Genomic DNA, 13,262 nt, shown 5'->3' with positions numbered 1-13,262 from the left:
AGAATTTATGGGGGCTTAGGAAAAATATAATTAACACAAAAGGCTTCAAACCATAATCTTGGTTTGAAGCCTTATGCATTGGCCTTTCCTGACAGAAATAACTTTAGTATATAGCCTATGAGTAGACCAGGAAGTAAAAATATCATGGGTAAAAAAACAGGACCAGGGTGAATCTGAAATAGGTCTATCTTTGGTGAGAGCATTAATCCAACTGTGACAAAGTAAGCCCCAAAGACAAATGGAAGATAGGAGTATTTTTCATCTGCTGGCATAGCCGTACGATAACCATCCCACATTGAAAACAAATAGAGACATGGATAAAACATTAGCCACTGATAATTTAGAACAGAATGGGCTTTTTGAATCTCACCTAAGAAGCTGAACATAATAGCTTGATTAAAACGAGCCATTACGTTCACTATCACCTCCAATGCAACAAACAGTATACCTTTGAAATAATGTCCGGTTAATAACTGTGTAAAACCTGGAAAGGCAATATTCCATAGTACAGCTTCTAATCTGCTTAATTTTTTCATTGTTCATTCTCGCTTCTGAAGACAATTTTTTATGGTAGCTAATTAACTCTAATTAGTTTTACCAATAAATTGCCAAATTAACGAAGGTAGAAAATAATATTTCCTAAAGTATATTTATTTGGAAATTCGGATTATCCTTCTGTTTTAGATAAAATGCTGTCATGGCTGGAATTCCATCTTTAAAATCCGGACAGGTAATTCCTGAATCTTTTAAATCATTCGCAGCCTGTGAGTTATCAAAATGTCCCATCCAGGTAAAATAATCAAGGGCTTCTTTTTCAACTCCCAGAAGTCTCCTCATTGGTTTAATTGATAGAAACCATTTGCAAAGTGTTAACGGGAGCGTCCCTTTAGGATGTTTATTAAGTAATTCCTTCATCATAAATTGGTATATTTCTGATGCACGGTAAGGACGAGGATCCGTTAAATGATAAGTTTTTCCAGCTCCAACATCCAAGAAACTAAGGAAGGCCGTCGCCTGTATGATATAGTCAATGGGAACAAGATTAATGTAAGCAACACCTTTTCCTAATTTAGGTAATAACGGTAGAAATTTCAATCGTTCCAAAAAATTCATAATAAAATATGGTCCATCAAACTTTATCGTTTCACCGGTTTGGGAATGTCCCTTAACAATTCCCGGGCGGATAATGGTAACCGGAATATCCTTCTTTAACATTTCTACCAGCACTTCTGCCTCATATTTTGTTTCCTCATAATGGTTTTTAAAGCTTTCTGGGCGGATAAGCTCTGTCTCATAAAGCGTTCCTTCGCGTTTTCCAACCACATATGCTGTACTAAAATAGATATATCTCTCTAGGTTTGGTAGTGCTTTTACCCAATTATTCACATGACCCGTTCCATTTACGTTAATTTTAAAAGCAATATCTCTTGGAACAGCTAAATCATAGATTGCTGCAAGATGATAAACATGTGTAATACTTGAAAGCAAAAATTCTTGATTTTCTTCTGAAATCATTAGTGCGGGTTTCGTAATATCACCCTCAACAATCACGAAATCCTCATCCCTTAATCCTAGTTCTGAAATAATCTCTTGCCGTTCTTTCTTGGCTTTGTCCATCATTCCTTTTAGTACAAGGACAAAGACTTGCCCTTGCAGAAGATTCCTTTTTAATACTTCGCGAATTAATTGATTGCAAATGAACCCTGGAAAGCCCGTGAAAAAATACCCCTTTTTCATCACATTTCCCCCTCGTTATCGGTTACTTACGGTTGTACCCATTGTAAGATGTTTCCAAAAAATCCGTCAATGAGTAATTAGTCTGAATTTTCTGTATTATAATAACAAAAAAAAGGCGAGATTTCCCCGCCACAATCTTACTCATGCTGATCCATAGGATTAATTAACTTAACCGTTGGATTTTTGTCTTGGAACCATCTTAGGGCAAAATCATTTTCAAATAAAAATACAAACTGATCGAAACGATCCTTAACAAGAAGACTTCTTGAACTCGATAAAGTTTCATTTATCACTTCATCTTCAACCCATCTAGTAATTTTTGAACCCATCCGTTCCATGAATACTTCAGCATTGTATTCATTCTTCATCCGGTGTTCAAAAACTTCAAATTGTAATTGACCGACCGCCCCTAATAAATAATCTTCCGTTCTAATCGTTTTATAAAGCTGGATTGCCCCTTCTTGGACAAGCTGTTGTATCCCTTTATAAAACGATTTTTGTTTCATAACATTTTTTGCAGAAACTCTTACAAAAAGCTCCGGCGTAAATTGCGGTAATCGCTCAAATTGAAAGGTGTTTTTACCCGCTGTAATCGTGTCACCGATCTGATAGGTGCCTGTATCATATAACCCGATAATATCACCGCTCACCGCTTCTTCCACAGTATTTCGTTCTTCTGCCATAAAGGAAGTCGACTGAGTTACCTTTAACTGCTTTCCTAGCCTTGGAACATTTATAGACATTCCGCGTTCAAATTTCCCTGAACATATTCGCACAAACGCGATCCTGTCACGGTGAGCCGGGTTCATATTGGCTTGAATTTTAAATACGAATCCCGAGAATTGTTCTCCCAGCGGGTCAATTTCACCTGCTGAAGAATTACGCGGCATAGGTGAAGGAGCAAATTTCAAATAGGTTTCAAGAAAGGTTTGAACACCGAAAGTGGTTAACGCACTTCCAAAGAAGACAGGTATAATGGTTCCTGCTGCTACTTTTTCAACAGAAAATTCATTGCCAGCCTCATTTAAAAGCATAATCTCTTCCAATGTTTGGTCATATAATCCAGAGGCCTTCAACGGGTGGTCTCCTTCTATTTCTCCTTCATTATTTAAAGGAATATAGCGCTCCTCATCATTCACACGGAACTGTTCAATCCGATTATAGAAACGATCGTAAATACCAAGAAACTCTTTACCCATACCAATCGGCCAATTCATCGGATAGGTTTCTATCCCTAGTACCTCTTCCAATTCAGCAAGAAGTTCTAAAGGTGCCTTCCCCTGACGATCAAGCTTGTTAATAAAGGTGAATATTGGAATGCCCCGCATACGGCAGACTTTAAAAAGCTTTAACGTTTGTTCCTCAATACCTTTTGCAGAATCGATAATCATTACAGCACTATCAACAGCCATTAACGTTCGATACGTATCTTCACTAAAGTCCTGGTGCCCAGGAGTATCTAATATATTGACTCGAAAGCCATCATAATCAAATTGCATTACACTGGAAGTCACAGAAATTCCACGTTGTTTTTCAATTTCCATCCAATCACTCGTTGCGAATTTCCCAGTCTTTTTCGCTTTAACGGTACCTGCATCACGAATGGCACCGCCAAATAATAATAATTTTTCAGTAAGTGTTGTTTTCCCGGCATCCGGGTGGGAAATGATCGCAAAGGTTCTGCGCGATAATACTTCATCTTTAAAATTGTTACCCATATCTTATTCCTCACTTTTTGACGATCAAAAATTTTTGTCTACCCTTAATCTTATATGTCTGGGGATAACTTTGCAATCCTTCAATTTGTCTTTTATCCAATATATTAAAATTGGAAGATGTTTTCCATCCATTCCCACACCCATTTTAAGTAATTCCTTTTATAATAGAATAAGACTCTGTTATAGGAGATGACAATAAATTGAATGAAAAAACAAAGATAGTTTCCAAGTTTATTCCGCTCTTTGCAGCATTATTAATAATCATTACAGCTAGCGTTTGGCTTGTCCAGACAACAAATAAAAAGATTGATATCCCTTTCTCATCAGTAGAAAAAATGATTCAAAATCAGAATGGGAAAACAGTTACGTTGATTGAACGTTCTGACGGCAGTCTACATATCAAAGCCGGTGTACAAGAATATCAGTCACAAGTTCCGCCTAACAGTCAAATTGTGGATAAGCTAGTCGAGAAATATAATATAAATTACGCTTTTTCAAATAGTAGCCGCTTTGGAAAGTGGATATTAGCAGGGGTTTTGCTTACGCTATTTGCTTCAGCAGTGGTTCTGCAAAAAACAAAAGGTGGCATAGGTCTATCTAATTCGATGAAAAGAAGTGTTTCAAAGGCCCGTGCTTTACCCTCTATCAGTCTAGAGGATATCGGCGGCCTTGGTGAAGAAATGAAAGATGAAATCCATCAAACAATAGCAGCAATTAAAGAGCCAGAGCGAGCGACTAAATTGGGAGTAAAACCGCCTAAAGGGATTCTGCTTTATGGACCTCCTGGAACGGGGAAAACACTGCTAGCTCAAGCAATAGCTCATGAACTTAATGCATCATTTTTTTCAGCAAGCGGATCAGCATTTAATGAAATGTTTATCGGAATTGGCGCTAGCCGTGTACGATCGTTATTCCAAACTGCCAGAAAACAAGGACCTGCTGTGATCTTCATTGACGAAGTTGATGCACTAGCCGGGAAAAGAAAAGCTCATGGCGGAGAAGAAGCAGAAAAAACCCTAACAGAACTTCTTGTTCAACTTGATGGCGGACACTCAAATGATGGAATTCTATTTATTGCTGCCACAAATAGAAAAGATATGCTCGATGATGCATTCCTCCGGCCAGGAAGGATTGATTTCTCCTTTCACGTGCCATTGCCTGATACAAAAGGCAGAAGGGAAATCATTGACATTCACACAAAAGGAAAGAGTCTAAGCGAGGATGTCCTAGGTACCTTAGATGAATTAGCTGCTAGTACTTCCGGGTTTTCCGGTGCAGAGCTTCAGTCCCTTTTCGATACAGCAAGTAGAAGAGCCTTTCGAAACAGACAGGAATCTATCACAAAAGGCGACTTGGATTATGCTCTTGATAGAACAATCCTGGGCAGTTCTTCCCGCGCTTTACTTGACATTGAAACGAAGCGCAGAGTCGCTATCCATGAAGCTGGTCATGCCATTGTCGCTTCATTGACAAAACCTGGTTCTGTCAGAAAGGCAACCATTATTCCTCGCGGTGAAGCTCTTGGTTATGTAGCACCAATCCCCAATGAGCTCCATTTATCAACAACAAGTGACCTGCTTGATCGTGTAGCAATGGTTCTAGCCGGTGGTGTTGCCGAAAGATTGGTTCTTGGCGAACATAGCATAGGCGTTAGCGGTGATGTCCAGCAAGCAAAGCATATTATCGAACAAATGGTGGATACAGGTATGCTTCAAGATGGATTCACACTCACCTTCAACAAACAAGATAAGGAAGCAAAGATGCAGGAGCTGTTTGAAAAAGGATTAACAAAAGCTGAGTTCCTAATCAACGATCATAAACTTCAGTATCAACGATTGGTAGATAGTTTATTAACAAAAGAAACACTTGAAGGTTACGAAGTAGAAGAAATTGTCCATAGTACCAGCCAGAAAAAGACCGAAGATTTTATTCTTGTATAGACTTATACCAAGTACCTCAACGGACTTGGTACTTTTTTGGTATATAATTAATAAATGAATAACAAGTTTTTACGGTATGCTACTAGTATCGAAATCCTTATATAAGGGAAGTGAATGTTTTGTTCCGTTCTAATGCAGATTTGGAGAAAGAACAGGCGAACTATGCAAATCAGGCAAATAACTATATTGATAATCAGCAGAAAACTGAGGGTTTACTGAAAAAGGCATTGTTAAAAGCAAAAAACAATAAAGGCACATTGGGTGAGGCATGGGAAAAACTGCAATTGCTAGTTGAATTGGTTAGAGCTTATTCAAAAGGTGATTATCGCCATGTAGCAAAAAGTACAATTATTACGGTTATAGCTGCCATCCTATATTTCGTTTCTCCGATTGACCTCGTCCCCGACTTTCTAGTTGGTTTAGGTATTATTGACGATGCAGCCGTAATTGGTTATACGATTAAAAAGATATCAGCTGAATTGGATGAATTTAATAAGTGGAAAAAGACTGCTCCGATTGCGTCAAAGAGCCCTCTTGATTAATCAAGAGGGCTTTTTACTATTTACTATTATCTAAAGCAAGCTGCGCCTACAATAATCAAAAGAATAAATAAAACAACGATTAAAGCAAAGCCGCCTCGAAATCCAACACCGCAACCACCGTATCCATAGCCGCAACCACCGTAACCATATCCATATGACATATACATTACCTCCCTTTATTTTAGTATCAGAAGCACCAAGAAGCCCCGATGATAATTAACAAAATAAACAATACAACTACAAGAGCAAATCCTCCACCGTATCCGCCTGCTACACCAGACATAAACATTACCTCCTTCTTAATTTCTATATATCCTATTCATCACTGTAAAAATGTGCGATAGACACCTATCCAAATATCCCGCTTTTTAAAAAAAGAATAAGCCCATTCTTATTGGGCTTAAAAAAGTGGATTAACATTTAGGTTCAATAATAGGAAGCTGGCGATTAACTAATTTTGGTGACAATGGCTGTATGGAACAAAAACATTGTAAGTCTACAATGATACAGTTCAATGTTTTTCTTAGTGCGAAAATATTTTCACACATCTCAACGGGACAGCCATCCATATCAACAGGTTCCAGAAGGGAGAGAGTTGCACAACAAGCCCTTTCATCTAGCGCTTCTAACCTAAAGATCGTTGTTGTAAAAAAACAGCCTTTTTCTGTCCATCCCCATGCTTCTAACTGATTTTTATCATTGGAAAGAATAAATGGAATGGTGTCATATCCAATTTTTTCACAAACAAAACGAAAATCTTCAAAGGCTAACCTTTTTTGTTCTTCCAATAGTTGTTGTAAATCCTCGCAAATACACGATTCTAACTGATGATTCCCCATATTCATACCCCCTTTCAAGCAACCCTAAATTGGCTGCAAGTAAAACTGGATTTTCTCAGCGGCCTTAATGGCTAATCTTCTTGCTTGTTCTCTAGAGTCTGCTGTGGCCAAAACATAACCATATCTATGACCCATTGAACGAGGCGGAGTAATAATTTGGCCAGTTTTACCCTTGGTAAATACCTCTAAAACACCAGATTCACTTTTTGCCAATTCCTCCCCTGATACCTTAAGCAATCTCCCTATCGATTCAATAATTAAGTAATGCGTATAAACATAATTTTCATGTTTCCTGCAAAAATTGGGTTCATGACCACAGAATAGCTGAATCGTTTGTTCTGCCAGGTTATAACCATAGGCTACTTCAATCATCCGGTTCATCGCACCGCCAGCCATTCTCGGATTAATTTCAATAAGACGCCAGCCTTTATCCGTAAATTTCAGTTCCAAATGACAAGAACCATTTTCCAAATGTAGGTCCGTGATAATGGAGAAGACCGTTTCCTCTAACCCTTGTAAAAATGCTGCAGGTATCTTTGGACAGAGGGAATAACCCGTAATGATGAATCGCTCACCCTTTGTTACTTCCTGTTCAACAATTGCCGGTATTGAAACCTTTCCATTAAATATAACCACCTCTACTAAATATTGGGGACCCTGTAAGTATTCCTCAATTAATATAGGATGGATAGGATTTTTACTTTGAATCCGTTTTACACCTTTCTTAAACTCCCTTAAATTATCTACAAGAAATACATCCTTGGACGCATTTGATTGCGGTGATTTAATAATTAAAGGAAACAGATCGATTAACGCCTTTCCCTCTTCCTCTACCCTGTCCATTGCTGTTATAACTTTATAAAAAGGTGTATAGGCCTTTTGTGATAAGTACCTTCTGGTTGCAATTTTATCCGACATAATGATTAATGATTCGAATGAAAGGCTTGAATTGCAAAGTTCGTTGGTTAGCATAGCAGCTAAATGAACATACTCATCTAAAAAACTAATAAAGCATCCTATTTCGTTATCCTCTGAAATAATTTCTGCTATTGCCTTAAATATTTCATCCGTACTGGACATATCTGTCAATCGGACATAATCTATCTCTGGAAAATTCTCTTTTTCTTCCACAAAGATGGACCGATTTGTTAGTAATATAGTATTATAACCTAAGGTTTTTGCTGCTTTTACTCCTTCATAGCTTGAACCCATTCGATTCGTTCCTAAAAAGACAATTGTTTTCATCCCCTGCACCTACCATGCTCTTGTACCCTTTTTTATTATAGAAAACCTGTTACAATAAAATATTCCTTTTACAATAGATGGTGTTAGGCATGTTCATTAGTAGATAACAGTTATTTGACCAATAAAATTAAAGTGTGACAGATGCCCTCAAAAAAAATAGTGGCCAAGCGACTAAAAAAGCCAACAACTGTCAGTTGTTGGCTTTAAAAATTGATACTCTTATGAAAGAATCCATTTGGGAAAGTAGACACTAAAAACGGTCCCGATATTTGGTTTTGAGTCGACTTCCACTCTTCCGCCCATTGATTCCGTTATTTTAAAGGTTGATGCAAGTCCAAGACCGGTTCCATTTACTTTACCGGAAGTCAGGGGTTTTCCTAACTGATCTAGTACCTTAGGTGCAATACCGACCCCGTTATCCTCAATTACGATATAAACCTCTTTCAGCATTTCATGCAGGTAAACATTTACATGCCCATTTGGAGAACAAGCTTCTATCCCATTTTTAATAATGTTTAACAGCGCAAACCGGAGCATGGAAGGGTCGCCTTTTACTGCAATATCATCTTTGGCTGTAGACGTATAAATGATTTCAACTTCATGTAATCTTGAATAAGATTTCATCAATTTGACTATTTCCTGTAATTCCTTTTCTAAGCTTATTTCTCCTGTTTGATTCGCTTTTATATCCATAAAAGTATGATAATGTTCCAAACTATTTTCTACCTGAATTAAGTCACTTTTAGCTTGAATCAAGTGAAGAGATTGTGGTTTTGTTAGACCCTCTTCTTCAATAAGCTGCAGGTAATTATTAGCCGTTTTTATTGGCGCTAACATTTGCTGAGAGATAAAAACAAGCAATTGATTAATCGTGTGTGTTTTTTCAAACTGTATGACTTTTTCCGTCATTTCTTCAATTTCCGATAAGGAATTCTGAAGATGCATGACCATCCATAAAGTTAAATAGTTTAATACCGAAAACCAAAACCAAAGATTAATTTCGGAAAACATAAAGGTGTAATCGTCTAAAAACTGTGTACCCAGCCCAAAAAAGATAAGTGAACAGGTTAATAAAATATAAGGATATGCTTGTTGACGTTTATGATCCCAGTTACCAACACGGGGGAGGGTAAAATAAAAGACGGTTAGGAAAAACACTGTCATCCACAAACCCCCGAGAAAAAATCCAATTCCACCGATTGCATACCGATATGTAATTAATAGGATAGAAAGCAAGATCCCACTTCTAAAACCACCATAAAGAAAGACAATTATCAATGGAATAAAACGAAAATCTAGAATATATTCCTCGTTTATTGAAACTGGGAATGTCATACATATGAATAAAGATATCCCGCATAAGACACTATTAATCCTTTTTTGGATTTGTTTATTAGTAACCTTCTTCCGGAAATATGATTGAAATAAAACTGTTGGAAATAAAATACTTATAATTTGCAAAAACCACAGACCAATATAGTCAGGTATTATAAGCAAGCTCATCCCTCACTTTCTTAATAACTTAAGTATATCGACAAGTTAAAAAGCAAACTATTAAAAATGTCACACTTTAGACAAAAATAGTTATTTTTCCCTAGAAAACATTAAAAAAGCAACTAACCATTATTGGAAAGTTGCCTTTTATACGGACTACAAGAAAAATACAATATAAATGATAAACGCTAAAACAATTCGATAAATCGCAAATGGTAAAAGTTTAATTCTATCTATAAGCTTTAAGAAAAAGCGGATGGATAGTAAAGCAAATACAAAGGCGCTAATAAATCCAGCAATAAAAAACGGCAAGGCACTCAATTCTATATATTGCCAATTCTTTACTAATGATAAAAAGCTAGCACCTGCCATTATTGGAACAGCCATAATAAAAGTAAAGTCAGCTGCTGCTCGATGACTCATTCCCAATAATACTCCTCCCGAAATGGTTGAACCAGAACGAGAAAAACCGGGCCATAGCGAGAGGCATTGAATAAGACCAACTGTAAATGCTTGTTTATAGGTAATTTGGTCAACTGATTGAATTTTAGGGTTTTTCGGTCCAAAGCGGTCAGCGATGATCATAAATACCGCACCGATTACTAAACCAATTAATACTGTCTCTGTCGAAAAAAGATGTTCATCAATATAATCTTCTAAAAGCACACCGAAGATTCCTGCTGGTATTAAGCCTACAATCACCTGTGTTAGCTTTAAACGGCCGCCGCTCTTGATAGAATTTTTATTAAACACGCGTCCTAAACCTAATAAATCAATAAACCGATCTTTAAAGGTAACAACTACAGCTAAAATTGATCCAAGCTGAATGACTACTTTAAATGTATTTGCCCCATATTTTCCCAAGAAGTCTTTTGAACGAAGCCACATGTCATCAACAATAATCATATGTCCCGTTGATGATACTGGCGCAAATTCTGTTAAACCTTCTACTAATCCTAAAATAATTGCTTTAATAATCAAAAGTAAATCCATGTGTGTTAACTGCTCCTAACTATTCGATGTGTTTAAGTAAATGAAAGCTATAGCATAACCTCATTATTGTACTCAATTTTTACTATCCTTAGCAAAGGTTATTTTCTCCAATATATATAACGACAATCAGAAACAAATAGTTTCAATTTATTTCAAAATATAAAGCGAGGCACATGCCTCGCTTCTTTTATTGCGTTATTATTCGGTTCACACGCCCATTAAACCTTTTCTCCCAATAACCGCTGCTCATATCAGCAATGGCTACACCTGTGTTACTTTGTGACCCTATGAATTTTCCGCCGCCAACATAAATGCCGACATGACCGTCTGTTTTATAGGTATTAAAGAATACCATATCACCAGGCTGCATTTGACTAACTGATACAGGAGTTCCTTCATGTTTCAAGGAATCTGTACTAGCACCAACTCTAATTCCCGCCTGCGAAAATGCCCAACTAACAAACCCGGAACAATCAAACCTGCCATTCGCAATGTCTGAAGCTGTCCTGCCGCCCCCAAAAACATAGACAGAATTACCAATATATTTATAACCTGCCTCAATAACAGCACTAATCGATCCCTTTGAAATCTTAACAGGATTTGATTCGTTCCTCACTGTCATCTTTTCAGGAGTTACTGTTGAACTGCTATTTTGACGTTGTAACTCAGCTTGTTCAGAGGATATTACTTCAGCTTTTTTCTTTAGTTCCTCTTTTATTGCTTCATTTTGTAATTTTTGTTCTAAAATTTGTTCTCTCATACCTTCTAATTCTGTTTTCATATGATTAAGCTCAGTCAGCTTATTCGTTACCGATACCTGTTTTTTATCAACAACTTCTTTATCCGCTTTGTGTTGTTCAACAATATCCTGATCGGCTTCAACCATTGTTGCGACCGCTCCGATTCGGTCAATAAAATCGCTAAAACTAGTTGCCCCAAATAAAACATCTATATAGCTTATATTTCCACCTGTTTCTTGAAAGGAAATAGCCCGATTTTTTAGAACTTCCGTACGTTTTACAACTTTTTCATTTATTGCAGCAATCTCTTTCTCGAGTTCTATTATTTCAATTTGAGAACTTTTTATTTTATTTTCTGTATCCGTAATAATTTTTTTATTATCTAAAACAGCCTGATCTACCCGCTTAATTTGTTGATTTAAATTATTAAGTTCGGTTTCAACCTCTGTAAGTTCCTGATTTGTTGTTAATATTTCTGTATCAGCCTTTACATTGGGTATTGCTGAGACACTTCCGATGCCTAGCATGATTGTTGTTAGAAGTACTGTTAACTTTATCTTCAACTATTTCCCCTGCTTTCCAAAGTGCTCTTTACTATAAATAAAAACCAACTATTTATATGGACGTAATATGACAAATATTATGTATTATAGTAACTTTTCAACCTATTAATTAACTATTTCTAGGAAATTATCATACAAAACTACTATTTTGCTGCATTTTAAAGTATATCATCAAATTTTGTCAAATAAGTAATAATAATATTACATTTATGTATCAAATGAATATTTTTTCTCGAATGTTCGCCTTCCGCTCCAATCAACTAATTTAATATACAACATTGACTTTAAATCGAGTCTTCAAGAAAAAGTCAAAAAAACGGCCTAAATCGAATAGGATTTAGACCGTTTCTTGAGAAAGTATATGATTATAAAAAATTACTTAGTGTTTACTAGTTCTTTAATGCTTCTTTTACCGCGATTGAGTATTTCATGATGAGCGTTTCTTGCCATTTTAACGTATTCATCTGTTACATGCTGCCATGCATTTCGGCGTTCGCGTGCATAAGCGATATTAGATTCTGTATTTTTTTCAAAATTTTCTTCAATCTCTTCAATAATACGGAACACAGATTTGACTGGAGTTAGCACAACATTTTCTAATTGTTTTGTTACCTCTTTAAGCTGGTTTTTAAGTTCAGCCCGTTCAGTCATCATTTCTGCTTCTATTTTTACTTCTTCCTTCATTAATTCATCTTTACGAGCATTTAATTGATGCATAAGTTCAGATACCACTTCTTGGTTCGTTTTCCTCGTTTGATCATAGAGACTGCCAAGAGACTGCCTGTACTGCTTATTAAACTTGATGACCTCTTTTAGTGCAGAGATATAAGCATCCTCTCGACTTTCACGAAGACGTCTTGCCCTTTCAAGTGATTGCTCATACTGATTCCATAATGTATCAACAAATAAACCTTCCAATTTAGGCTCTTCTGCTGTTGGAATTACAGTATTATCTTCAGCAGTTGGAACCGCCTCAACCTTCTTCTGTGCCATGATCCTTCCTCCTCTTACTATTTTTTTCTTTCTCTATTGGATCCTTCTTTTGGAATGAAGGAATATAGAGCTCAAGGAAACTAGAATACATCTTGAAGAATTGGTCCAACATTGACTGGTAGGACTCTAGTTGATTGGCATAGCCTTTTAAATATGTAGCTCCAGCTTTCGTTATGGAATATCTTCTCTTTGCAGGACCACTTCCATTTGTATCCCATTCCGATGATACAAGTTCATCTTTTTCCAGCTGCCTTAACAGTCGGTACAGATTCCCCTGATCAATCGTTTTAAAACCAAATGTTTGTAACTTCTGACTAAGTTCATAGCCGTGGAGAGACATTCTGCTAAGGAGTAATAAAATAAATGGCAACACAAAGTTTTTTGAAGGATTGACATTTTGATTGTCTTGATTTACCATTTCTATATCACCTCACCTATATGTATTTTACACCTATAGG

At 36.6% G+C, this 13,262-nt stretch carries 14 protein-coding genes; 2 read left to right on the top strand and 12 right to left on the bottom strand.

Annotated elements, in window-relative coordinates:
- Window positions 1–71 precede the first annotated feature (71 nt).
- The 3 genes from NSS81_RS19985 to NSS81_RS19975 all read right to left on the bottom strand — a co-directional run bounded on the left by NSS81_RS19985 (window position 72) and on the right by NSS81_RS19975 (window position 3,455).
- Window positions 72–536 carry a hypothetical protein gene (locus tag NSS81_RS19985; RefSeq protein ID WP_342430385.1) on the bottom strand — a complete coding sequence of 155 codons (465 nt, stop codon included), beginning with the start codon at window positions 534–536 and terminating at the stop codon, window positions 72–74.
- 103 nt (window positions 537–639) lie between these two features.
- On the bottom strand, window positions 640–1,737 hold the full coding sequence (locus NSS81_RS19980) for an SDR family oxidoreductase (protein ID WP_342430384.1): 1,098 nt from the start codon (window positions 1,735–1,737) through the stop codon (window positions 640–642).
- Window positions 1,738–1,874: 137 nt separating this feature from the next.
- Complete coding sequence (locus tag NSS81_RS19975) at window positions 1,875–3,455, bottom strand: peptide chain release factor 3 (protein ID WP_342430383.1); 1,581 nt, start codon at window positions 3,453–3,455, stop codon at window positions 1,875–1,877.
- A gap of 200 nt (window positions 3,456–3,655) precedes the next feature.
- Here NSS81_RS19975 and NSS81_RS19970 point away from each other — a divergent pair, with 200 nt between their 5' ends.
- Window positions 3,656–5,395: an AAA family ATPase gene (locus tag NSS81_RS19970; RefSeq protein WP_342430382.1), complete on the top strand. Its 1,740-nt coding sequence runs from the start codon at window positions 3,656–3,658 to the stop codon at window positions 5,393–5,395.
- A gap of 140 nt (window positions 5,396–5,535) precedes the next feature.
- Window positions 5,536–5,937 (top strand): YkvA family protein, encoded by a 402-nt coding sequence (locus tag NSS81_RS19965; RefSeq protein ID WP_342430381.1) that lies wholly within the window; start codon window positions 5,536–5,538, stop codon window positions 5,935–5,937.
- A gap of 26 nt (window positions 5,938–5,963) precedes the next feature.
- On the opposite strand, the gene NSS81_RS19960 is transcribed toward NSS81_RS19965, so the two are convergent.
- The 9 genes from NSS81_RS19960 to phaQ form a co-directional block, all read right to left on the bottom strand.
- Window positions 5,964–6,098 carry a YjcZ family sporulation protein gene (locus tag NSS81_RS19960; RefSeq protein ID WP_342430380.1) on the bottom strand — a complete coding sequence of 45 codons (135 nt, stop codon included), beginning with the start codon at window positions 6,096–6,098 and terminating at the stop codon, window positions 5,964–5,966.
- A gap of 26 nt (window positions 6,099–6,124) precedes the next feature.
- Window positions 6,125–6,220: a YjcZ family sporulation protein gene (locus NSS81_RS19955; RefSeq protein WP_342430379.1), complete on the bottom strand. Its 96-nt coding sequence runs from the start codon at window positions 6,218–6,220 to the stop codon at window positions 6,125–6,127.
- A 130-nt stretch (window positions 6,221–6,350) separates the two neighbouring features.
- On the bottom strand, window positions 6,351–6,776 hold the full coding sequence (locus NSS81_RS19950) for a CotY/CotZ family spore coat protein (protein WP_342430378.1): 426 nt from the start codon (window positions 6,774–6,776) through the stop codon (window positions 6,351–6,353).
- A 24-nt stretch (window positions 6,777–6,800) separates the two neighbouring features.
- Window positions 6,801–8,021: an ATP-grasp domain-containing protein gene (locus tag NSS81_RS19945; protein WP_342430377.1), complete on the bottom strand. Its 1,221-nt coding sequence runs from the start codon at window positions 8,019–8,021 to the stop codon at window positions 6,801–6,803.
- A gap of 219 nt (window positions 8,022–8,240) precedes the next feature.
- On the bottom strand, window positions 8,241–9,524 hold the full coding sequence (locus NSS81_RS19940) for an ATP-binding protein (RefSeq protein WP_342430376.1): 1,284 nt from the start codon (window positions 9,522–9,524) through the stop codon (window positions 8,241–8,243).
- 147 nt (window positions 9,525–9,671) lie between these two features.
- Window positions 9,672–10,508, bottom strand: a complete 837-nt coding sequence (locus tag NSS81_RS19935; protein ID WP_342430375.1) for an undecaprenyl-diphosphate phosphatase — start codon at window positions 10,506–10,508, stop codon at window positions 9,672–9,674.
- A 187-nt stretch (window positions 10,509–10,695) separates the two neighbouring features.
- Window positions 10,696–11,811, bottom strand: coding sequence for an NlpC/P60 family protein (locus NSS81_RS19930; RefSeq protein WP_342430374.1), 1,116 nt, complete (start codon window positions 11,809–11,811; stop codon window positions 10,696–10,698).
- A gap of 375 nt (window positions 11,812–12,186) precedes the next feature.
- Window positions 12,187–12,804: a hypothetical protein gene (locus NSS81_RS19925; RefSeq protein ID WP_342430373.1), complete on the bottom strand. Its 618-nt coding sequence runs from the start codon at window positions 12,802–12,804 to the stop codon at window positions 12,187–12,189.
- The gene (phaQ, locus tag NSS81_RS19920; RefSeq protein ID WP_342430372.1) at window positions 12,785–13,222 is read right to left on the bottom strand and encodes a poly-beta-hydroxybutyrate-responsive repressor; all 438 of its coding nucleotides are present in this window, start codon (window positions 13,220–13,222) and stop codon (window positions 12,785–12,787) included. The genes NSS81_RS19925 and phaQ overlap by 20 nt, the downstream gene beginning before the upstream one ends.
- Between the last annotated feature and the right edge of the window lie 40 nt (window positions 13,223–13,262).

Origin of the sequence: Neobacillus sp. FSL H8-0543 (assembly GCF_038592905.1) — a bacterium.
Lineage (GTDB): Bacteria > Bacillota > Bacilli > Bacillales > Cytobacillaceae > Neobacillus.
The sequence above is the reverse complement of the archived record's forward strand: the minus strand, read 5'-3'. Positions and strand labels throughout refer to the sequence as shown.

Coding starts and splice junctions, on each gene's coding strand:
- NSS81_RS19985 (WP_342430385.1), bottom strand. CDS start 536: ATGAAAAAATTAAGCAGATTAGAAGCTGTACTATGGAATATTGCCTTT.
- NSS81_RS19980 (WP_342430384.1), bottom strand. CDS start 1,737: ATGAAAAAGGGGTATTTTTTCACGGGCTTTCCAGGGTTCATTTGCAAT.
- NSS81_RS19975 (WP_342430383.1), bottom strand. CDS start 3,455: ATGGGTAACAATTTTAAAGATGAAGTATTATCGCGCAGAACCTTTGCG.
- NSS81_RS19960 (WP_342430380.1), bottom strand. CDS start 6,098: ATGTCATATGGATATGGTTACGGTGGTTGCGGCTATGGATACGGTGGT.
- NSS81_RS19955 (WP_342430379.1), bottom strand. CDS start 6,220: ATGTCTGGTGTAGCAGGCGGATACGGTGGAGGATTTGCTCTTGTAGTT.
- NSS81_RS19950 (WP_342430378.1), bottom strand. CDS start 6,776: ATGGGGAATCATCAGTTAGAATCGTGTATTTGCGAGGATTTACAACAA.
- NSS81_RS19945 (WP_342430377.1), bottom strand. CDS start 8,021: ATGAAAACAATTGTCTTTTTAGGAACGAATCGAATGGGTTCAAGCTAT.
- NSS81_RS19940 (WP_342430376.1), bottom strand. CDS start 9,524: ATGAGCTTGCTTATAATACCTGACTATATTGGTCTGTGGTTTTTGCAA.
- NSS81_RS19935 (WP_342430375.1), bottom strand. CDS start 10,508: ATGGATTTACTTTTGATTATTAAAGCAATTATTTTAGGATTAGTAGAA.
- NSS81_RS19925 (WP_342430373.1), bottom strand. CDS start 12,804: ATGGCACAGAAGAAGGTTGAGGCGGTTCCAACTGCTGAAGATAATACT.
- phaQ (WP_342430372.1), bottom strand. CDS start 13,222: ATGGTAAATCAAGACAATCAAAATGTCAATCCTTCAAAAAACTTTGTG.